Origin of the sequence: Glycomyces sp. L485, from assembly GCF_022548875.1 — a bacterium.
Classification (GTDB): Bacteria; Actinomycetota; Actinomycetes; order Mycobacteriales; family Micromonosporaceae; genus Glycomyces.
Window position 1 is genome coordinate 19,211 of record NZ_JAKZEW010000029.1, and the last position, 20,702, is coordinate 39,912.

Genomic DNA, 20,702 nt, shown 5'->3' on the forward strand with positions numbered 1-20,702 from the left:
GTTTGAGACCATGACTCAAGATATTGGCGACTTCATCAGCGGCTCGCGCGACCTGGTGGGGCTCGGCGAGGCGGACCATCGGGAACCGGCCTTCGGTGAGGCCCGCAACGAGATCTTCGCCGAGCTGGTCGACCGGGGTTTCCGGTCGTTCGCGCTCGAATCCGATCGGGTCGCCGCATTCGGGGTGGACGACTACGTGCGGGAGGGCGAGGGATCGCTCGATGCGGCAATGAGCGAGGGTTTCTCGCACGGGTTCGGGGACCTGGACGCGAACCGGCGCCTGGTCGCGTGGATGCGCGAGTACAACGAGGGGCGCCCTCCGCAGCTACAGGCGGCCTTTCATGGCATCGACGCTCCACTGGAGTTCACCGCCGAAAGCCCTCGGCGCTATCTCGAATTCGGTCGCGACCGCCTCGGGCTCGAACTCGACATTTCAAGCCTGACGGGCGAGGACGAACGGTGGAGCCGCACCGAAGCGGTCATGGACCCGGCCGAATCGCCCGGTGACACCGCCGAGGCCGAACGGCTGAGGGCGATCGCGGACGACATGCTCACTGAGCTCTACGCCCGCGCTCCCGAGCTGATCGCATCCACTTCGCGCTCGGCATGGTGGAGGACCAAGACGCACCTCACCTCAGGTCTGGGTCTGCTGCGATACCACCGGCAGGCGGCACAGCGCATTGACGACAGCGCCAGGTGGTCACGCCTGTCAGCGACTCGCGACGCGCTCATGGCTCAGAACCTCCTCGATATCCGGGACGTCGAGGCGAGGCGCGGCCCGACTCTGGTGTTCGCGCACAACGTCCACTTGCAGCGGACTCTGAGTCGCATGAGCATGGCGGGCATGGAACTGACCTGGCACAGCGCCGGGGCGATCATGGATTCGCTGCTGGGCGAGCGGTACGTGTTCATCGCCGCCGGTTCGAGCCGCCTGCCGGTCGACCAGCCGACCCTGGAGGGAGCCGATGTCGTACTCGAGATCAGTGACGGAGGTGCGATCAAGATGAGAGCCGGAGAGTTCAAGGATTCCGCCGAAGACGCTCAGTTATCTCGAGACCGTTCGCCGGTGGACCAGGCTCCACCGGCGTATGCCGGAGCGGGGTCCGCGATCCTCCCTGACCGTCTACGACCACTGACCCCTTGGAATCAATCCAAGGCGATGTCGATCCTGGTGAGGCGCTGTGTCGCTCGGGTCAGGACCACGTAGGCGACGCCGGGGCCGTGCTCGGCCGCGATGCCTTCGAGGTCGGCGGCGATGACCGCGTCCCATTCCAGGCCTTTGGATTCGAGCGGACCGACGAGCGTCACCCGGTCGTCGTGGACGATCGCGGCGAGCTCGTCGTGGCGGGCGTACGGCGCGATGATGCCGACGGTGCCCTCGACCGCATCGAGCGCCTCCACCACCGCACCCGCGACCTCGGGGAGCAGTGCGTCGGCGGCCACCATGCGCTCCTCGACGTCGACGCCGGTCTCGCGGACCGCCTCGGGCAGGTCGATGTTCTTCAGCCTCGGCTTGGCCCACTCGGCGGCGTATTCGAAGACTTCCTTGGAGTTCCGGTAGTTCTTCGTCAGGTGGAACTCGTGGAGCCGTCCCGTCGGCACGGCGCGGCGCCTGGCGTCGGCGCTCTCCTTGGGCCTGGGCCAGCTCGACTGGGCCTCGTCGCCGACGATCGTCCAGCCGGCCGCGCGGCCGCGGCGCCCCAGCATCCGCCACTGCATCGGCGAGAGGTCCTGGGCCTCGTCCACGATGACGTGGGCGTAGTCCTCGTAGAACGCGTCGCGGACCTGGCGCTCGCCGCGGTCGTAGTAGCGGTCCTGCGCCGTCGAAACCTCCGCGACGCCACCGTAGGAGCGGATGCGGTCCCTCTGGCGCGGTTCGGGTTCGACCCCTAGGAGGACGCGCAGTTCGTCGAGCAGCGCCACGTCCTGGATCGAGAACTCCGGCGCCTGGATCGACGCGGCGACCGACTCGATCGAGGAGTGCTTCAAGTGGCCTTCGGCGGCCGAGGCGAGGCGACGGCGGTCGCCGGCCCAGGCGAGCACGTCTGCCGGGTCGAGGTCGGGCCACCAGTGGTCGAGGAAGGTGAGGAACTCGCCCCTCGAGCCGACGTCGCGGGAGAACTTGGCCGGCTCGGCGTCGGGAAGGGCCGGTTTGACCTTGCGCCACAACGCGACGAGCAGGGCACGTCCGGCCTCGGTCTTGGCGAGGTTCGGGCGCTGCTCCTTCTCGAAGACGCGGGCTCTGGCGGCTGCGAGTTCGGCTGCGTCGAGTTTGAAGACCTCGCCCTGGTAGGTGATGCGCAGCTCATGGGGCGCGCCGGGCGGGGACTGGCGGACCAGGCGCCTGAGGATCGGCAGCATCACGGTGCCGCCCTTGATCGAAGCGACCTCCGGCCGGTCCTGGCGGGTCGCTTCGACTCCGGCGTACAGCTCGCCGAGCGAGTACAGGGCGGCGGTCTCCTCGCCGAGGCTGGGCAGGACGCGGCCGATGTACTTCATGAACACCGCCGAGGGGCCGACGACGAGGATGCCCGCGGCCTCGTACTTGCTGCGGTCCTGGTAGAGCAGGAACGCGGCGCGGTGAAGGGCGACGACGGTCTTGCCGGTGCCGGGGCCGCCGGTGATGAGCGTCGCGCCGCGGCCCGGCGCGCGGATCGCGGCGTCCTGCTCGGACTGGATGGTCGCGACGATGTCCCGCATGCGCCCGGTGCGTTTGCGGCCCAAGGCCGCCATGAGCGCGCCGTCACCGATGACGGGCAGTCTGTCGCCGGCGTCCTCGTTGAGCAGGTCGTCGCTGATCTCCTCGACGCTGCGCCCGAACGAGCGGATGACGCGGCGCCTGGCGACCTCCTGGCGGTCGACGGCGGTGGCGCGGTAGAACGGGGCGGCGGCGGGGGCGCGCCAGTCGACGAGCAGCGGCCGGTACTCGGCGTCGCGGACACCGAGGCGCCCGACGTGCCGGACGCGGCCGTCGTCGAAGTCGAGGCGGCCGAACACGAGCCCTTCGTGCTGCGAGTCGAGGTCGGAGATGCGGCGGGCGGCGCGGTAGACGAACACGTCGCGCTCGAACTGGGCGCCGGGCACGGTCGTGTCGCGGTGGGCGTAGCCCGCTTCGCGGTGGTCCTCGGCGTCGGCGCGGAGCACGTCGACACGGTCGTACACGCGGTCGGCGAACTCCTGCTCGATCGCGATCTCCTGCTCGGGCGTGTTGGCAGGGTTCGGGGTGGGGACGGCGTGGGACGTGTCGACATCCTGCGGGTGTTCGGTGTCGACCTGGTCTGGCTTCTCGGACACAGCGCTCCTCGCTCGAATTCGGGAACGCACCAGCCTAGCGCGTCGGGGCGGCGGACGTCCGCGAATCGGTGCCCTATGTGCGCCCGGGCCACACTCAGCCCGTCCACATCGACTTGCCGCCGTCGGCCTCGACGAATGCTGCCTTGGTTCTCCTTGCGGCGCAAGTGGAGTTCGACGGCCTGGCTGAGGCGAATCCATGTGGCCGCCGGCGCGAAAGCGTATGCCCAGCTAGGGCCCTCATTCCATGTCCAAATGGCAATGTCTGCACCTGTCGGGTTATTGACTTCGCAAGTCGAATATGCCGTTGTACGGTATTTCCAAGCCAACTTGTGATGGATCGGCTACGACAATGTCGCTGCTCGACAAGAAACACTGCCTCCATCACCAGGAGGCCGCTCGGCTGAGTGGGGTAGACCGAGCGGCCCGCGGCGGGGCTCCGATTACCTGGCCGGAGCCCCGCCGCTCAACCTCGCCGGAGTCGCGGCGCACACGTAACGAGCACCGCTCGGCTTGGATCCGGAAGGCCGGGTCCCTACGATGGAGACGACCACCGATCTACCGGAGGAGTGCGATATCCGTGGCTCTCAACTCGAACATGGTGCCCCTCGGCACCCCGGCGCCCGACTTCACGCTGCCGGACCTCGACGGTGCCGAGCGTTCCCTTTCCGACTTCGACGCCCCGGCCCTCCTGGTCGCGTTCGTCTGCAACCACTGCCCTTACGTGCGCCACATCGAGCAGGCCTTCGGCGCGTTCACCACGGCCCAGGCCGACCTCGACGTGGTCGCCATCAGCTCCAACGACGCCGAGAAGTACCCCGACGACGCGCCCGCCGGGCTCGCCGAGCAGGTCGCCCGCGCGAACTGGAACTTCCCGTACCTCTTCGACGAGACCCAGGAGGTCGCGCGCGCCTACAAGGCGGCCTGCACGCCGGACTTCTTCCTCTACGGCCCCGACCGCAAGCTCGCCTACCGGGGCGCCTTCGACGGCTCGACGCCCGGCAACGGCGCCCCGGTGACCGGCGAGTACCTCGCCGCGGCCATCGAGCAGGTCCGCAAGGGCGAGCCGGTCCCCGAGCCGCACTACCCGTCGACCGGGTGCGGCATCAAGTGGCGCGAATAGCACCTCCGGACAGTCGCTGAACGGCGGTCGAGCCTCGGGCTCGGCCGCCGTTCCTTCGTTCGCGGTCAGGCGCGACCGAACCGCAAGGCCAACGTGGTGCGCCCGGTCCGCCCGAGAGGGACGTGGAGCTTGACGCCGTCGGTCGCGTCGGTGCCGGACAGGTGCGTGTAGTCCTCGCCCGGGTGGTAGCCGGTCGGCGCCGGGGCCGAGTCGGCGCCGGAAACCTCGATTCGGACGACGTCGTCCACGCACCGGTAGGCGCATGACGTTCCGGCGAGCTCGAAGACGCCTTGTTCGGCGGACTCCTTTGCGCCGGTCATCGCGCCTCCGGGCCGGAAGGTGAGTTCGAAGCGCTGGTTCACCTTCGCGGGGTCCGCCTCGCAGTCGATGCGGATGACGTCGTCCACGATCTGGATTCGCAGCCGGGTCGCGAGCGCGACCTCGACGGCCGGACGGTGGGCGAAGTCCATTGACGCCGAGAAGCGGCCGTCGTCGGTGAGTTCGTAGCGGCCGTCGGCGCGGCGGTGCTCGGCGGGCAGCGGACCGTAATACGACGCGCCGACCCGTTCGCGAAGTATGAAGGCGCCCTCGTCCTCTTCGAGGCCGTCGGCCCGGAACGGACCCAGGCCGAAGAAGTCGCGCGACAGCCGCACCGCGTCGAGGACCGCCCGGCCGCTCGCCGCGCGCAGGAAGGTCGGATTGGAGGCCAGCCCCGACCGGATCCGGCCGTGCCCGGCGTAGTCGGAGCCGCCGTACACACTGGCGTAGAAGTCGCCGTCGCGGACGACCGCGAGGCCAGACGAGGGGAAGACCGCGCGAACCGGTGCACTCGGAGCGGCGACCGGCAGCGGGATCGCGAGTTCCGGTTCGAGGAGGATCTCGGTGAGCGCCCCGGCGGGGTCCTGCAGCGGCCGTTCGAGGATCTTCTCGACGACGTCCGCGAAATCGCCGCGGCTCCGAGCGATCGCGAAGCGCCGGAACTGCATGAGGAAACCGGCGACGTCGACGGCGCCCCGCTGGTCCTGGCGGCGGGAGTGGACGGTCTCGACGGTGCCGTCCGGCAGCGTCGTCGCCGCGATCGCCTCCAGGTTGCGGCACACGGCGTCGAGCAGCTCCGGGCGGTCGAGCGCGGTCGCGATCGCCGTCAGCGACGGATTCGAGACGTGCAGCGCGTAGTTCGCGCTGCGTTCGGAGTACATGCCGTCGTCGGCGATGTCCACGCCTTCTGCCAGCCACTGGTCGACCCGCTCCACGAGCCGAGGATCGGGCCAGTGCCGGTGCATGCGGGCGAGCGCCGCGCACAGCTCCCAGCGGTGGTTCGGGGTGTGGACGCCGCCGTGCAGCAGCGACTCCAGCGCGGACAACGCTGTCCGCTCCAAAGTCGATGCCGCCGCGACCAGCGTCGGCGCGGTGGCACCGCCGAGCAGTGCCCAAGCGTCGCACAGGTCGTTGACCGTGAACGCCGTGTCCGGCGGCGAGGCGAGGTTCTCGGCATCGAACAGGCCGTCATCGCCCTGCATCCCGGCGAGGTGCTCGACGAGCCGCAGCGCCGCCGAGGCGGTCTCCTCGGAGCCTTCGAACCGCGAGCCCCCGTGGACGGCGCAGGCGATGAGGGCCTTGGCGCCCGCCATCACCGTCCGGTGGTGCCCGTGACCGGCCAGCAGGCCGTCGAGGCCGTCGAGCACGCGCCGGGCGTGCCCGTCCGCCGCGGCGGTCACCAGGGCGACGAACCGCTCGTCCGTGTCAGTCCTTGAGTCCCGCATTGAGATCCTCGTTCATGACGTACTTCTGGAACACCACGTAGATGAGCACCAGCGGGACGATGGACATGGTCGACGCCGCCAGCAGCAGCGGCCAGTCGATGTTCTCGGCGCCGACGATGCTGCGCAACGCGATCTGGAGCGTGAACTTCCGCTCGTCGCCGACGACGATGAGCGGCCAGATGTAGTCGTTCCAGCGCCACTGGAACGAGAAGATCGCCAGCGTCATGATGATCGGCCGCGACATCGGCAGCATGATCCGGAAGAAGATGCCGATCTCCCGGGCGCCGTCGATCCGCGCCGCCTCGATGATGTCGTCGGGGATGGACACGAAGAACTGCCGGAACATGAACACGCCGGTGGCGGTGAGGATCGAGGGGACGACGAGGCCGGCGAGCGTGTTGTACATACCGAGGTCGCGGATCACCACGAACGTCGGCGAGAGGATCACCTCGGTGGGCAGCATCGTGGTCGCGAGGATGCACACGAAGAAGACCTTCACCCAGCGGTACTCGTACTTCGCGAGGGCGTAGCCGGTCATGGCGCTGGCCATCACCGTCAGGACGGTGGTCGTGACCGCCACGGCGAGCGTGTTGGAGAAGTACAGGAAGAAGTCGAACCGGTCCCACGCCAGTTCGAAGCCGGCCGTCGTCGGGTCCTCGGGGAGGATCGTGAGCGGGTACCGGAACAGCTCTGAGCCCGGCTTGAAGGCGCTCATCAGGAACCACACCACCGGGAACGCGTACAGCGCGGCCAGCGCCCACAAGAACGTGGACATCGGGACGGTGCTCGCGACCTCTCGCGTCCTGCGCGGTCTGCGGGATCCGGACGCCTTGGGGGCCTCGGGGGTCGTCGTGACGGTGCTCATGCGGCGCGCCTCCTGTTGACCCACATCTGGAGCAGTGCGATGGACAGCAGGATGACCAGCAGGATCATGGAGACGGCGCTGGCGTATCCGACCTTGGCCTGGCCGAAGCCGGTCTCGTAGATGTACTGGATGATGAACGTGTTCGACGTCCCGGGTCCGCCGCCGTTGAGCGCCTGGACCATCGCGAACTCCTTCATGGCGCCCAGTGAGGACAGCAGGATCACGAGGAAGGAGGTCGGCGCGATCGAGGGCAGGGTGATGTGCCGGAACCGCTGCCAGGCGTTCGCGCCGTCGATCTCGGCCGCTTCGTAGTAGGGGCGCGGGACGTTCTTGAGCGCGGCGATGAAGATGAGCATGTTGAACGCCGTTCCGCCCCAGGTTCCGGCCATGACTACGACCATGAGCGCGAGGTCGGGGTCGGTCTGCCAGGCGAGCGGGTCGGCGCCGAGGCGGGTGACGACGTAGTTGACGAAGCCGAAGCTCTCACCGAACATCCACCGCCAGATGACCCCGGCGACGATGGGCGAGATGAGCCACGGGAAGAAGAAGATGATCTTGGCGGCGGCTTTGCCCTTGGTGTAGTTGCTGACCAGGAGCGAGGCGATGGTCAGCGACATGACGTACATCAGCGGGACGCTGAGCGCGGCGAACAGGAGGGTCCGGGTCAGGGCCTGGTAGAACGTCGGGTCGCCGAAGAGGTTCCGGTAGTTCTCCAGGCCGATGAACTCGAAGGTCCCGATGCCGGTGTAGTCGGTGAACGAGTAGATCAGGCCGAGGCTGCCGGGCCAGACGAAGAAGACGCCGAACAGGACGATGTTGACGCCCGCGAGCGCCAGCGGGGCCGATCGGTAGCTGACGCGCCTCGGGGCCGCACCGCGCCGCTGTCTCGGCGCGGTGCGGCGTTCGTTCTCGGTCGCTGTGATGGCCAAGGGTTACCCGCAGCTGCCCGACTGCTCGTTGAGGCCGTCGATGATGTTCTGGACCGTGGTGGGGACGTCCTGCTCGCCGTTGGCGAGTTTTACGGCCTCGTCCTTGATCGGGTCGCCCTCGACGGCCGCCTCGGTCTCGCCGGCATAGACCATTTCGAGCTGCGAGGTGATCTGGTGGCTGGAGATCGGGTCGGAGGCGGCGACCTCGTCGTTGTACATGTCGAAGCTCGTCTGGAAGTCGCCGTAGTCGATGTCGAGCCCTTCGGTGACGGGCAGGAAGCCGGAGATCTCCGAGATCTCGGTGTAGTTCTCGGCTGAGTAGAGCCAGTTGACGAAGTCGTAGGCCTGCTGGGCCTTCGAGCCGTCGAAGGCGACCATGAGGCCGCCGCCGAGGTTGGTGGCGCGCCGTTCCTGGGCTGGCATGTAGACCGAGGCCCACTCGAAGTCGGCGATGTTCTGGGTGAAGTCGGCGACCTGCCAGGAACCTGAGTAGTAGGCCGCGACCTGGCCGCTCTTGAACAGGGCGTTGGGGTCGTCGCCGGAGACCCAGACCGAGCGCGGCATGATGTCGTCGTCGTTGATGTCGGCGAAGAGTTCCAGTGCCGCGGCGGCCTGGTCGTCGGTCTCGTAGACGCAGTCGTCGTTGCGGACGAAGCCGTCGCTGCCGAACTGGTACATGAGGGACCGCAGGCGGTGCGAGGAGGCGTCCATGACGAGGCCGTAGCGCGCTCCGGTGCCGGCCTTGACGTCGCGGAGCGCGGCGATGAACTCCTCCCACGTCCAGATGTCCTCGGGGGTCGTGGGGTAGGCGACGCCGGCGGAGTCGAACAGGCTCTTGTTGATGAACATGCCGACGGCGGTGAGGTCGGTCGGGATGGTCGGGATCTCGCCGTCGGCGTTCTCCACCAGGAGGTTGTCCATGATGCCGTGCTCGGCGGCGATGTCGGTGAGGTCTTGGAGCCGGTTCATCCAGATCGAGTCGATCGCGGTGACGCGGGCCAGGTCGGGGAGCCCGTCGGCCTGCGCCGCGTTGCGCAGCCGGGTGGCGAAGTCGTCGTAGGGGACGTCGTCGATCTCGATCCTGACGCCGGTCTCCTCTTCGTACTTGTCGGCCATCGCCTGGAAGCCGCCGCCCTGGTTGGCGTCGCCGGAGAGCCAGAACCGGAGGGTGTTGTCGTCGCCGTCGCCGCCGCCGACGAAGCCGCAGGCGCTCAGGGGCATGGCCGCACCGGCGGCGATTACGAGTCGTCTCTTCATTGAGGTCTCTTTTCAGGGATGGAAGGGCTTGGAGAGCGCACGGGCCGTCGTACCGTGCCGCTGAAGTCCTGTTCGGAGACGCGGTCGCGACTAGCGCGCGCTAGTCGTTCGTTTCTAACAGTGCGAGTCGGGCAGTGTCAAGCGGTTGCCCGTCCCTGTCTCGCAGTGTTACCGAATTGCATCGCAATCGGCCGTAGACGCCGGAACCGGCTAAGAGCCCCACAGATCGGTGAGCGCAATCTCCAACTCACCGAGCATGGTGCGCAGCAGCGGCATCGACAGTCCGATGACCGTGCCCGGATCGCCCTCGATCCGGTCGATGAACGCCGAGCCGTAACCGTCGAGTGTGAACGAGCCGGCGACGTGCAGCGGCTCGCCGGTGGCGACGTAGGCGGCGATCTCGGCGTCGGAGACCTCGGCGAAGTGGACGACGGTGCCCGAGGCGCGCACGATCTTGCGGTCGGCGGCGACGTCGATCAGGCAGTGGCCCGTGTAGAGCGTGCCGGAGCGGCCGCGCATCCGCTTCCACCGCGAGGCGGCCTCCTCGGCGCTCTCGGGCTTGCCGAGGATCTCGTGGTCGAAGTGCAGCACCGAGTCGCAGCCGAGGACGAGCGTCCGTGGGCTGACGATGTCGAGCACCGCCTCGGCCTTGAGTTCGGCGAGGGTGCTCGCCAACTCGGCCGGATCGTGGCCCATCACCCGGCTCTCGTCGACGCCGGAGACGACGACCTCCGGCGCGATCCCGGCCGCGGCGAGCAGCTCGCGACGGGCCGGCGAGGCCGAGGCGAGCACGAACGTGCGGCTCACCGGTCGAGGCCCCTGCGCGCGGGGACGGCCGTGTCGCGCCACGACCTGCGCACCCGCAGCCGCAGGCCCGGGTCGGTCCACGAGGCCGCTCGGCCCCGCCCTCCGGTCTCGGACTCCTCCTCCTCGCGCGGCAGCGCGGTGAGGACGCCTACCAGCGCGGCGAGCTCCTCGTCGGTGGGATTGCCGTGGAGGACTTTGAGCTCCATGCTCTTCCCTTCAATCCTCGATGTCGAATTCGCGGTGGACCCTCTCCCAGAAGCCGTCGCGGACCCAGATCCGGGCTTCGGGGTGGTCGCGTAGAGAGTAGCCGAGTTCCTTCTCAGCCTCCACCAGCAGCTCCTTGTCGATGACGGTCGGCAGCTGGGGGCCCGGCAGTAGGTCGGCTATGTTGTCGGCGCCGCGGGTCAGCAGCCACTTGTGGCCGACGTACTCCCCGATCGACCTGACCGTCTCGGGGTCGAGCTTCTCACCGGTCTGGGTGGTGCGCACGAACTTCGGCCGGGCCGATTCGGCCTGTGCCAGCGCGTCGGCGGCGTTCATGGTCACCGCCACGGACTGGCGCTGCCCGAAGACCGCGGCCGGGCTGGGAACCTCCGGCTCCGGTTCGGCAATCGGTGCGCCCACCATGCCGCGGGTCGCGGCCGCTGCGGTGCCGCTCTTGGCGAAGTAGGGCCGAAGCTCGTCGGCGTCGATGGTCTCGACCGTGTCCGACTCCCAGACCAGGCGCTCGGCCTGGTTGGTGCCGTACGGCGGTTCCACCCCCCACAGGTGTATCCGCACCCCGTAGGCCTGGGCGACCTCGACGGCGGGCACCATGTCCTCGTCGCCTGCGAGCAGGATCGCATCGTGGATGGCGCGGTGTCGGGCCAGCTGTTCCAGGTCGGAGCGGATCTGGGCGTCGACGCCCTTCTGCTGGCCGCGCGAGTTGAGGTTGCCGAGCCTGACCTTGACGAACTCCATATTGGCGATGACGCGCTGGTCGACGGTGGGCACTCGGTCGCGGGCGGCGTCGAACCAGTACAGGCGCAGCAGTTCACCGTCGGGGAGACGGCGGGCCGCGCGCTCCATGAGCGATCCGATGACCTTCTCGGCGTCGACGCGGTAGTCCTTGCGGCTGGTCGCGTCCAATAGCAGCTCGGCGGCCGCCGCGTAGAGGTAGCCGACGTCGATCAATATGGCAAACCGCCTGGTCAAATGCCCAGGAAGCATCCCTACAGTCTGTGTCATGGCCCACTCCCAATCTCTGTCGGGACGAAATGTCCCGCTTCCCCCGGCTCTATAAGACGGTACCCGGAACGGGCCTCTGGGGTGGGAGTGGTGCGGTCGGGCCCGCGCGGCGCGGCGGGGCCCGGGCGGTGTGCCGGGCCCGTCGCGACCGTGTCTAGAGCGGGATGTTGCCGTGCTTCTTGGCGGGAAGTTCGTCGCGCTTGGAGGCGGTCATGCGCAGGGCCCTGACCAGTTGCGCGCGGGTCTCCCTCGGCTGGATCACCGCGTCGACGTAGCCGAGCTCGGCCGCGACGTACGGGTTGTTCAGCTTCTCTTCGTAGTCGGCCATGAGCTCGGCGCGCTTGGCCTGCTCGTCGTCGGCCTTGGCCAGCTCGCGCCGGTAGAGGATGTTGACCGCGCCCTGGGAACCCATGACTGCGATCTCGGCGGTGGGCCAGGCGAGGTTGAGGTCGGCGCCGACGTGCTTGGAGCCCATGACGCAGTACGCGCCGCCGTAGTTCTTGCGGCAGATGATCGTCAGCTTCGGGACGGTGGCCTCGGCGTAGGCGTAGATGAGTTTCGCGCCGCGGCGGATGATGCCGTCGTGCTCCTGGGAGGTGCCCGGCAGGAAACCGGGGACGTCGACGAAGGTGACGACCGGGATGTTGAAGGCGTCGCAGAATCGGATGAACCGGGCGGCCTTCTCCGAGGCGTCGATGTCGAGCGTGCCGGCGAAGTGCATCGGCTGGTTGGCGACGATGCCGACCGGGCGCCCGTCGAGGCGGCCGAATCCGACGATGATGTTCTTCGCGAACAGCTCCTGGGTCTCCAGGAACTCTCCGTCGTCGAGGACGGTCTCGAGGACCTTGTGCATGTCGTACGGCTGGTTCGCAGAGTCCGGGATGAGGCCGTCGAGTTCGATGTCGGTGGCCGTCAGGTCGAGCTCGAAGTCCTTGGACTCGTAGACCGGCGGTTCGTCGAGGTTGTTCGACGGGAGGTACGACAGCAGGTGCTTGACGTATTCGAGCGCGTCGTCCTCGTCGCCGGCCAGGTAGTGGGCGTTGCCCGCGACGGCGTTGTGGGTGCGTCCGCCGCCGAGTTCCTCCATGCCGACGTCCTCGCCGGTCACGGCCCGGACCACGTCGGGGCCGGTGATGAACATGTGGCTGGTCTGGTCGACCATGACGGTGAAGTCGGTGATCGCCGGCGAGTAGACGGCGCCGCCGGCGCAGGGGCCCATGATCAGCGAGATCTGCGGGATGACCCCGGAGGCGCGGACGTTGCGGAAGAAGATGTCGCCGTAGCCGCCGAGGGACGCGACGCCCTCCTGGATGCGGGCGCCGCCGGAGTCGGAGATGCCGATGATCGGGCGGCCGGTGCGCAGCGCCAGATCCTGGATCTTGGTGATCTTCTCGCCCGAGACCTGCCCGAGCGAGCCGCCCAGCATGGTGAAGTCCTGGGCGAACACGCAGACCTCGCGGCCCTCGATGGTGCCGTAGCCGGTGACGACGCCGTCGCCGTAGGGGCGGTTGGCCTCCATCCCGAAGTTCGTCGACCGGTGGCGCGCCAGGGAGTCGAGTTCGACGAACGACCCCTCGTCGAGCAGCGCGGCGAGCCGCTCGCGGGCGGTGCGCTTGCCCTTCTCATGCTGCTTCTCGATGGCGCGGGGATTGCCGGTGGCCGCCTCGTCGCGACGCTCTTGGAGGTCGGCGAGCTTCCCGGCCGTCGTGTGGATGTCGATGTCGGTCACGCTTCGGATCGTATCCGCCCGTCTGATCGCTAGGCTGGGTGCGTGAGCACACCGACGAGAAGGCCACTGGACGTCCACGCGCTCCGGTCCAGGTTGTCGGAGAAATCCGACTTCTGGACCGAGATCGATGTGGTAGACATCACTGGATCGACGAATGCGGACCTGGCCGGGATCGCGCGGCACGGCGGCGGGCAGGGACGCGTCCTCATCGCCGAGCAGCAGACGCACGGCAAGGGCCGTCTGGGCCGCCAGTGGGTATGCCCGCCCGGCGCGGGACTGATGATATCGATGCTGCTGCGGCCCGAGCGGCCGCGAGAAGACTGGGGCACGCTGAGCCTGGCCGCCGCCGTCGCGCTCGAAGAGGCCCTCCGCGCCGTCGCCGGCGTCAACACGCGGCTCAAGTGGCCCAACGACGTCCTCATCAACGGCCGCAAGGTCTGCGGCATTCTCGCCGCCGTGGAGGGCGGTGCCGTCGTCCTCGGCGTCGGCCTCAACGTGTCGCTGACCGAGGAGGAGCTGCCGGTCCCCGAGGCGACCTCGCTGCTGCTGGCCGGCGCCGCCACACTGGACCGGGAGGCGATCGCCGTGGACTTCCTCGCCCACTTCGCGGCCGTCTACCGGACTTGGGAGGCCGAGGGCCCGGCGCACGTCATCGCGCGATGGCGCGAATACTCGGCGACGCTCGGGCGGGGCGTCGCGGTGACTTTCCCGGACGGCCGCAAGGTGTCGGGAACCGCGGCCGACATCTCCGGGGACGGACGACTGGTCGTGCGGCACCGGGGCGAGGAGGGGCGCGAGGAGGTTCTGACGGTCGCCGCCGGCGACGTCGTCCACCTGAGAAGGAGCGAGTGAGGGCGGCGAGTTGACCGACGACGCGCGAGACGAGTCCGACGAGCCCGCCACGGGTCTCGGGGGCGACTCAGAACGGCTCTACCGGCTCCTGCTGTCGAAGGCCGACTCCTCGGTCTCCCAGCTCGCGGCCGACGCCGGGCTCGACGGCGCCGAGGTCAGGTCAATGCTCGCCGAGCTCGTCGACGCCGGCTTCGCCACGATGATCGCCGATTCCCGCTATCGGGCCGTCGCCCCCGACATCGTCCTCGGCGGACGACTCGCCATGCAGCTCAACACCGTCCGTACCGGCTACGAGGCGCTGCGCGAGTTGCTGGAGATCCACCGCACGGGCCCTGGCCGGGGCGGCAGGGACGACCGCGGCCGCTGGGAGCAGATCACCGGCGCCGTCGCGATCCGATCGCGGCTCACCCGGCTGCGCGAGACCGCCGAGTCCGCCATCCGCACCTTCGTCAGGCCCCCGATCATCCTGCCAGTCCCCGACCGCGAGCAGCACCGAGAGCTCCACGGCCGGGCAGTGCGGCACCTGCTCCTGTTCGACCGGTCCGTTCTCGACGCCTCCCCCGAGGCCTCGTGTCTTCGCCACTCGATCGACTCCGGCGACGAGATCCGCTTCGCGAAGCGCCTGCCGCTCAAGATGATGGTCGTCGACGAGCACGCCGCCGTGATCGAAGAGCCCGGCGCCGGACGGCCCAGGGCGATCATCACATCGAACAGGTCCATCGTGCAGCTCGCACTCTCGCTGTTCGAACAGCTTTGGAATACCGCCATCCCGGCCCCCGTACAGGAACAGAACGGCGGCAGCGAGATCGACGAGGACGGTGCGCTCCTGCTCAGCCTGCTCATCGCCGGTCTCACCGACCAGTCCATCGCCACGAAGCTCGGCATCGGCCTGCGCACCGTCCAGCGGAGAGTCCGCGACCTGATGGACCTCGCCGAAGTCGACACTCGCATCCAATTGGGCTGGCACGCAGCGAAGAACGGATGGGTGTCCTAACAGGGCCCACGTCGCGCGACGGCCAATCTGGCGGGCACGAGCACTGGCGCGGTGTTGTACTGTGCAAGTGAACGATTACCGCCGCCCAACACGGTGAAACTTGCGAGCCGTAGATTTGCAGAACACGGCAACGCTTGCAAGCCGTAGACACATACAGCCCAACGCTCACTCCTGGAGGTCTTGCAGTGGGGTATCCCGACGACCAACTCGCCCGAGGCGAAGAGGTCAAGCTCCATTCCCGCCCGCACTGGAAGGAGGCGGTCGGGCCCGTCCTCTGGTTCGTCGTCTTCCTGCTCATCGGCGCGATCGGCATCTACTACACCGCGCAGACCGACTGGTCGATCAAGATGTGGCTCATCCTCGCAGAGGTCGGCATCACGGCGGCCCTGCTCGTGTGGCTGTCGGTCGTCCCGTGGATCGCCTGGCAGACCACCCATTACGTCATCACCGACCAGCGCGTCATGTGGCGGATCGGGATGATCACCCGGGAGAGCCGCCACATCCCGCTGGCCCGCGTCAACACCGTCTCCTACACGCAGTCGATCGCCGAGCGCATCTTGGGCTACGGCGACCTGAAGATCGACTCGGCCTCCGACGACGGCGAGATCGAGCTCATCGACGTGCCCAAGGTCGACAAGGTCAAGGCCGTCATCTACCAGCTCGCCGAGGACGACCGCACCCGCCGCGCCAGCGCCTCCGGCGACGGCACCTGATCGGCGGAACAACACCGGACCCACCGGATCCTATAGGATATATCCTATGTGATCCGGTGGGTTCTTGCGTTTCTCAGGCTCTCTCGGGGCGCGGGAAGACCCACGTGCGGTAGGCGAAGAAGCGGAACGTCGAGGCGATGCCCACTCCGACGAAGTTCGCGGCGAGGTTCTTCGCCAGGACCGTGTCGAAGTACTGCGGCCAGACCTGCGCGAGCCCGTTGTTCGCCCACAGGCAGCCCAGCGCGATGAGCAGGCCGATGCCGTTGAAGAAGAAGTACAGCAGGTACTGGCGGTGGGCGGCGGCCGAACCGAGCCGGTCGCGCCAGGTCCAGTGCCGGTTGCCGAGGAACGCGAAGGTCGTGGCGATCGCGGCGGCGCCGGTCTTCGCGCCCCAGTCCGGCCAGTCGAAGACGATCAGGAAGACGTTGAACAGGCCGACGTCGATGAAATAGGCCATGCCGCCGACCCCGACGAAGCGGAACAGTTCGCTGCTGTGGTCGCGCAGCAGCCTCCACATTCGCACTACCGGTTTGCCGGTCCGCGAGGGGGGCCGCGGTGAAGGCTCAGTGGAGGTCGACACCGTTTCAGACTATCGTGCCCGCCGCCTAACCGCTCGGGGCAGCGACCGCCACCACCCCCGCGATGAAGGGATCGCCGCTGCGGTCGATCCGGATGGCGCCCGCTTCGCCGAGCGTCGCACTGTTCACGGCGATGTCGACGCCGAACGTGTACCAGTGCGGGTTGTTCAGGGCGCCGTTCGCGCGGGACGTCGCCGGCTCGCCGAACCCGGTCGGGCCGATCGAGAGCCGGTCGCCCGAGCGGTAGGCCGAGCCTCCCCACAGGGTGTGGGCGACGCCGACCTCCCCGCCGCCGCGCACGTCGATCGCCGTGTCGGACGCGAGGGCGCCGTCGTAGACCGCGACCTCTCTGGGCTCGGCGCCGGGCTCGGCGTAGACGACGGTGAGCGACCACCCGGCCCAGCGCGGCTCCAGGCAGTCCGGCTCGGCCGGGGGCGGCCATTCGACGCAGCCGGACATCGGCAGGGGATGGTCGTCGATCGCGAGCCAGTACTCGCCGCCGCCCGAGACCAGACCTGTGACGTCTGCGAACGCCTGAGCCCCGGGGCCGGCGGCGCGCACGGCGTCGGCGCCCAGGTCGGTCCAGGAGCCGCCCGGCTCGGCGAGCGAGACGTCCGTCGGCAGGTCGTCGCGGGCGCCCGCCCAGTACAGCCCGGCCCAGGCGACCTCGGCGTCCGCGGGGATCTCGAGGACGGCGCCGGAGAGAGCCTCGCCGCCACGCCCCGCAGGCGGCTGCGGTTCGCCCTTCGAGGCCTTGTACGCCTTCATAGGGTAGCGGTCGCCGCCTCCTTGCGCGGCCGCCGCCAGGCAGGCGGGCACGGCGCAGGTCATGAGGGTGTTGCCCGCGGCGGTGACGCCGGTGGCGTCGAGCCCGGCGTAGCCGACGACCGAACCGGCGGGTGCGACCGGGACGCGCAGTTCGGATGCGCCGCTGATGTCGGGGCCGGAGACGGTGATGGCGAAGGTCTGGTAGCCGCTGAGGCCATCGGCGATGCCGATGCGGACGTCGGCGGACGCCGAGGCGGGCATCCGGCCTACGGAGCAGCGGATCCGGTCGGCCTCGCTCTCGCACCGCCAGCCGGGCTCGGCGGTCTCGGAGGCCAAGGTGACGCCCTCGGGGACGTCGATGGCGAGGGTGACGCGGCCGGAGGCGACCTGCGAGTGCTCTGCGGCCCCGGCCTCTTCAGTGCGCGAGGCGGAGCCGCCGCCGGATCCGAGCGAGTCGAGCCGGATCGGCAGGACCGCCTCGACGCCCGCCTCCAGACCGGTGGCCCCGAGGCCGTGAACGATGTCGTACACGGCGGGGACGGCCGGGACGTCGATCGGTTCGTCGTCGTCGGGCGCGGGCTCGGCCGGCTCCTCACCGGGCTCCGGTCCGGGCTCTCCAGGGTCGGGATCGGGCCCGGTCTCGGCCGGGTCCGGGTCGTCCTGTTCAGGCTCGACCGGGTCCTCGTCCAGCGGATCGGTCGCCGCGGGCGGGTCCGGGGCCGCCCGCGTCTCCTCGTCGGGCTCGACCGGGGCGAGCGCGAAGATCGCGGCGGCGGCGACCACCGCGGCGGTGGAGCCGGTCGCGATCGTGCCCTTGGCGCCGAGGTACTGGACGACGCTCCTGATCCAGTCCGCGGCGGTCATGAACGGCGCGGCGAGGAGGGCCACGGCGCCGCCGACGGCGATACCGGCCACCGAGGCGGCCCCGGCCGTGAGGTAGGGGGCGGCGGCGGCGCCGAGGAAGACCCCGGCGATCGCGCCTCGCATGCCGGAGTTGAGCTCGGCGAGCTCGGCGGACAGCAGGTTGCACGAGACGCAGCCGTCGAGGTGGGCGTCGACCTTCCCGGAGTCGCGGACGCCGAGCCTGCCGCGGACGCGCGCGCCGAGATGGTCGACCGTCCACCGGCACTCCTCGGGCGGGGAGTCCGCGGCGTGCTCGTTGAGGTAGTTCTGGCGCAGCTGTTCACGGGCCCGGTAGGCGAGCGCGGACACGCCGTTGGGCGTCAGGCCGAGCATGGAGGCGACCCGGGCCGGGGAATCCTCCTCGACCTCGGTGTGCCACAAGACCGTCCGCCAGCGCTCGGGGAGCTTGCCGAAGGCGAGGGCTGCGTAGCGGCGCTCGGCGCCCTCGACGGCTGGGTCGGTGAAGACCTCGACGGACTCGTGCTTGGCGATGTCGTCGGTGTACTCCACGCGCTTGTCGCGCCTGAGGCGGTCGTAGAAGGTGTTGCGGAGGGTGCGGAGCATGTAGGGGCGGAAGGCGAGGTCGGGTCCGGTGCCTTCGCGGAAGGTGTGGAGGAGCTTGGCGAAGGTCTCGGAGACGAGGTCGTCGGCGGCGGCCGCGTCCTGGGCGAGGACGCGGGCGAGACGGCGGCCGGCGTGGACGTGGCGCTCGTAGAGGACGGCGTAGGCGGTCGTGTCGCCGCCGCGGGTGGCGGCGATGAGCTCGGGGTCGGAGCGGTCCTCGGGAGATCGGGCGTCGGTGCGTCGGGGCTCTCCGGCGGGAATGGTCTCGGGCATCGTGCGCCGGTGCTCCTTCCTGGTTGCGCCGAGCTCGTACCATCGGGGCTCGGGTTGCGCGCTCACGGGCGAGGTGTCGTAATGCCGGACAGAGGAGGTTTTCGGAGTCTCCCTTGGATTAACGAATGACGTCGGTTCAGGTTGTGCCTAGAGGTTAGGCGAAATGAGAATCAGCTTAAAGAGGGCAATGTCCGTATTTTCGGGCACATATCCGACAGTTTCGTGAATTGTGATGCTGCTGTGACTATGTGTGATGGCATTGGGCGTGCAGTGCCCTTCCAGGCGACTGTCGGAAATCTGTCAGGCTATTGCGTACTGTTGGGTATCGCTCCGGAACGCGCGAACCAGTCCAGGAGGTGAGAGATGCCCGCTTCAGTCCTGCTGGCCCTCTTGGTGGCCACGAGCCTGCTCGCGCTGACCCCGGCGCTGGTGCGCCGCTACGACCCGGACGAGCGCATGATCGCCGACCGAGCCGCCTCCGACGCGCGCGTCCTCGCCCGCGAGGCCCACCGGCCCGACCACCCCGTCCCGCACGACAACCCCGACGAATCGCCTGCGCCGCAGGAACCTCCGGTGCGGCGAGAGCCGCGCGGGTGGGAGCGGCGCGGCAGAGGCCGCGGCGAGTCGGTACGGTTGGACCTCGACCAGTCGGTGACCGGCGAGGACCCCGAGATGCGTGAGACGGCCAGGCTTCCACAGATGCGGGCGGAGTGGTGGCGACGGCGCCACCGCCGCATCCTCTACGTACTCATCGCCCTGACGCTCGCCGAGCTGCTCGGCGTCATCGTCGCCGGGCCCGGCTTCTGGATCGGCACCGGAGTCGCCCTCGCCGCGCTCGGCGCCTACGTGTACTTCCTGCGCGCCCGCGCGAAGCAGCTCCTGAAGTCCAAGGCCGCGCATCCGGCCCGGGCGATGCTCACCGCCGAGCCCGAGCCGCGCCCCGACGACGGGCCGCCGACGTACGTGCCGGAGCAGACCGGCGCCGACGACGACTGCGACGGCGCCGAGGAGCACCGGGAGTCGTTCCTGTTCGAGAACGGGACGCTCCGCGACGACGAGGACGAGCCGCCGCCCCCGCGCCCGGAAGCGCGGCGCAGCGACTCGACCGGCGGCGTCAGGGGCCGCTCCTACGAGTCCCCGGCCAAGCTCGAGCGCTAGGTCGCGCGCCGCAGGCGGACGAGAGCGTACCCGGCGATCCCGAGCGCCGCGGCCGCGAAGACGACCAGGACCCATGGGAAACCCGAGTCCTCCGAGTCGCGGGCGGGAATCGTCACATCGGCCTCGGCGGTGCGCTCGACGTCGTCGGCGGCCAGGGTCATCTCGGCGGTCCACTCCCCCGCGGGCAGCGGCTCGCCGAGCACCGCGCGGACCTGTCCGGTGTCGCCGGGCAGGATCGTCACCCCGGCGTCGACGGCGAAGGGGCCGGCGCTGACGGTCCCGCTCGCGCGTTGAAGGGAGGCCGAACCGCTGAGGTCCACAGCCCGCTCTCCGGTGTTCGCGACCCTGGCGACGAGGACTGGCCAGTCCGCTCCGGGCGGCAGGACCACCGACATGCCGTCGATCTGGAAGTCGGTGGCCGGTTCGCCGCCGGGGCCGACGCTGAGGTACATGCGGATGCCGACTCGGTGTATCTGGCGGATGTCGCCGTCGTCCGCCGCGACCTCGGCCAGCACCGCCGCATACCGTTCACCCTCGTAGGCCGAGGCGGGGACCGCGATCGTGGCCCCGACGCGCACGGACTCGCCGGGTTCCAGGTCGAGGGAGGACTCGTCCAGGGTCGTCCATTCGCTCAGGTCGTTGGTGCCTCGGCCCTCGGCCGCGGTGAAGCGGTCGTCCTCCACCGACGCGGCGACCGGGTACAACTCGATGTGCACAGCATCCGACGAGGCGTTCTGGACATCCATCTCGCGACGGATCTCGTCCCCGGGGGCGACGTGGTCGACGATGTAGTGGCGGGAGCGGGAGTCCGCGGGATGCACCGATTCCTCGACCAGCCGGATCCCGATGCTCCCCGGGGCCTCCGGTGCGGCCGAGACGGCGGTGCCGCCGAGCAGAACCATGGCCGC

At 69.3% G+C, this 20,702-nt stretch carries 18 protein-coding genes; 6 read left to right on the plus strand and 12 right to left on the minus strand.

From position 1 onward, the window contains the following. Positions 1-10: 10 nt before the first annotated feature. Positions 11-1,207 (plus strand): erythromycin esterase family protein, encoded by a 1,197-nt coding sequence (locus L0U85_RS14305; protein ID WP_277605822.1) that lies wholly within the window; start codon positions 11-13, stop codon positions 1,205-1,207. Here L0U85_RS14305 and L0U85_RS14310 read toward each other — a convergent pair. Continuing rightward, positions 1,147-3,294: a UvrD-helicase domain-containing protein gene (locus L0U85_RS14310; protein ID WP_241378439.1), complete on the minus strand. Its 2,148-nt coding sequence runs from the start codon at positions 3,292-3,294 to the stop codon at positions 1,147-1,149. The two genes, L0U85_RS14305 and L0U85_RS14310, sit on opposite strands and share 61 nt — an antisense overlap. A gap of 577 nt (positions 3,295-3,871) precedes the next feature. On the opposite strand from L0U85_RS14310, the gene L0U85_RS14315 reads away from it, so the two are divergent. Next, a complete protein-coding gene (locus tag L0U85_RS14315; RefSeq protein WP_241378440.1) occupies positions 3,872-4,414 on the plus strand; it encodes a thioredoxin family protein in 543 nt (180 codons plus the stop codon). Positions 4,415-4,479: 65 nt separating this feature from the next. Here L0U85_RS14315 and L0U85_RS14320 read toward each other — a convergent pair whose 3' ends face one another. From L0U85_RS14320 to L0U85_RS14355, 8 genes are all read right to left on the minus strand, one after another. After that, positions 4,480-6,177, minus strand: a complete 1,698-nt coding sequence (locus tag L0U85_RS14320) for a hypothetical protein (protein ID WP_241378441.1) — start codon at positions 6,175-6,177, stop codon at positions 4,480-4,482. Further along, positions 6,158-6,952: a carbohydrate ABC transporter permease gene (locus tag L0U85_RS14325; protein ID WP_347177444.1), complete on the minus strand. Its 795-nt coding sequence runs from the start codon at positions 6,950-6,952 to the stop codon at positions 6,158-6,160. Before L0U85_RS14325 ends, L0U85_RS14320 begins: the two co-directional genes overlap by 20 nt. A gap of 86 nt (positions 6,953-7,038) precedes the next feature. Next, entirely contained in the window at positions 7,039-7,878 is an 840-nt protein-coding gene (locus tag L0U85_RS14330) for a sugar ABC transporter permease (RefSeq protein ID WP_347177445.1), read from the minus strand. A 96-nt stretch (positions 7,879-7,974) separates the two neighbouring features. Beyond that, entirely contained in the window at positions 7,975-9,228 is a 1,254-nt protein-coding gene (locus L0U85_RS14335; protein ID WP_241378444.1) for a sugar ABC transporter substrate-binding protein, read from the minus strand. Positions 9,229-9,438: 210 nt separating this feature from the next. Next, entirely contained in the window at positions 9,439-10,035 is a 597-nt protein-coding gene (locus tag L0U85_RS14340; RefSeq protein WP_241378445.1) for a nucleoside triphosphate pyrophosphatase, read from the minus strand. Next, positions 10,032-10,241: an acyl-CoA carboxylase subunit epsilon gene (locus L0U85_RS14345; protein ID WP_241378446.1), complete on the minus strand. Its 210-nt coding sequence runs from the start codon at positions 10,239-10,241 to the stop codon at positions 10,032-10,034. Before L0U85_RS14345 ends, L0U85_RS14340 begins: the two co-directional genes overlap by 4 nt. A 10-nt stretch (positions 10,242-10,251) precedes the next feature. Then, complete coding sequence (locus L0U85_RS14350; protein WP_241378447.1) at positions 10,252-11,262, minus strand: NYN domain-containing protein; 1,011 nt, start codon at positions 11,260-11,262, stop codon at positions 10,252-10,254. 154 nt (positions 11,263-11,416) lie between these two features. Continuing rightward, a complete protein-coding gene (locus L0U85_RS14355) occupies positions 11,417-13,000 on the minus strand; it encodes an acyl-CoA carboxylase subunit beta (RefSeq protein WP_347177446.1) in 1,584 nt (527 codons plus the stop codon). Between the two features lie 33 nt (positions 13,001-13,033). Here L0U85_RS14355 and L0U85_RS14360 point away from each other — a divergent pair, with 33 nt between their 5' ends. From L0U85_RS14360 to L0U85_RS14370, 3 genes are all read left to right on the plus strand, one after another. After that, a complete protein-coding gene (locus L0U85_RS14360) occupies positions 13,034-13,843 on the plus strand; it encodes a biotin--[acetyl-CoA-carboxylase] ligase (RefSeq protein ID WP_241378449.1) in 810 nt (269 codons plus the stop codon). Positions 13,844-13,853: 10 nt separating this feature from the next. After that, entirely contained in the window at positions 13,854-14,837 is a 984-nt protein-coding gene (locus L0U85_RS14365) for a hypothetical protein (protein ID WP_241378450.1), read from the plus strand. A 185-nt stretch (positions 14,838-15,022) separates the two neighbouring features. Continuing rightward, positions 15,023-15,550 carry a PH domain-containing protein gene (locus tag L0U85_RS14370; protein WP_241378451.1) on the plus strand — a complete coding sequence of 176 codons (528 nt, stop codon included), beginning with the start codon at positions 15,023-15,025 and terminating at the stop codon, positions 15,548-15,550. A gap of 73 nt (positions 15,551-15,623) precedes the next feature. On the opposite strand, the gene L0U85_RS14375 is transcribed toward L0U85_RS14370, so the two are convergent. Together L0U85_RS14375 and L0U85_RS14380 are read right to left on the minus strand one after the other, a co-directional pair. Continuing rightward, complete coding sequence (locus L0U85_RS14375) at positions 15,624-16,067, minus strand: GtrA family protein (RefSeq protein WP_241378452.1); 444 nt, start codon at positions 16,065-16,067, stop codon at positions 15,624-15,626. A gap of 88 nt (positions 16,068-16,155) precedes the next feature. Continuing rightward, positions 16,156-18,636, minus strand: coding sequence for a sigma-70 family RNA polymerase sigma factor (locus L0U85_RS14380; protein ID WP_241378453.1), 2,481 nt, complete (start codon positions 18,634-18,636; stop codon positions 16,156-16,158). A gap of 363 nt (positions 18,637-18,999) precedes the next feature. On the opposite strand from L0U85_RS14380, the gene L0U85_RS14385 reads away from it, so the two are divergent. Beyond that, entirely contained in the window at positions 19,000-19,794 is a 795-nt protein-coding gene (locus tag L0U85_RS14385; RefSeq protein WP_241378454.1) for a hypothetical protein, read from the plus strand. Here the strand turns inward: L0U85_RS14385 and L0U85_RS14390 are convergent. Next, positions 19,791-20,696: a hypothetical protein gene (locus L0U85_RS14390; protein WP_241378455.1), complete on the minus strand. Its 906-nt coding sequence runs from the start codon at positions 20,694-20,696 to the stop codon at positions 19,791-19,793. The two genes, L0U85_RS14385 and L0U85_RS14390, sit on opposite strands and share 4 nt — an antisense overlap. Positions 20,697-20,702 lie beyond the last annotated feature (6 nt).

Excerpts from the sequence above, each read along its gene's own strand:
- L0U85_RS14380 (WP_241378453.1), bottom strand. The coding sequence starts at position 18,636 with ATGCCCGAGACCATTCCCGCCGGAGAGCCCCGACGCACCGACGCCCGA.
- L0U85_RS14375 (WP_241378452.1), bottom strand. The coding sequence starts at position 16,067 with ATGTGGAGGCTGCTGCGCGACCACAGCAGCGAACTGTTCCGCTTCGTC.
- L0U85_RS14325 (WP_347177444.1), bottom strand. The coding sequence starts at position 6,952 with ATGTCCACGTTCTTGTGGGCGCTGGCCGCGCTGTACGCGTTCCCGGTG.
- L0U85_RS14335 (WP_241378444.1), bottom strand. The coding sequence starts at position 9,228 with ATGAAGAGACGACTCGTAATCGCCGCCGGTGCGGCCATGCCCCTGAGC.
- L0U85_RS14320 (WP_241378441.1), bottom strand. The coding sequence starts at position 6,177 with ATGCGGGACTCAAGGACTGACACGGACGAGCGGTTCGTCGCCCTGGTG.
- L0U85_RS14345 (WP_241378446.1), bottom strand. The coding sequence starts at position 10,241 with ATGGAGCTCAAAGTCCTCCACGGCAATCCCACCGACGAGGAGCTCGCC.
- L0U85_RS14350 (WP_241378447.1), bottom strand. The coding sequence starts at position 11,262 with ATGACACAGACTGTAGGGATGCTTCCTGGGCATTTGACCAGGCGGTTT.
- L0U85_RS14385 (WP_241378454.1), top strand. The coding sequence starts at position 19,000 with ATGCCCGCTTCAGTCCTGCTGGCCCTCTTGGTGGCCACGAGCCTGCTC.
- L0U85_RS14390 (WP_241378455.1), bottom strand. The coding sequence starts at position 20,696 with ATGGTTCTGCTCGGCGGCACCGCCGTCTCGGCCGCACCGGAGGCCCCG.
- L0U85_RS14305 (WP_277605822.1), top strand. The coding sequence starts at position 11 with ATGACTCAAGATATTGGCGACTTCATCAGCGGCTCGCGCGACCTGGTG.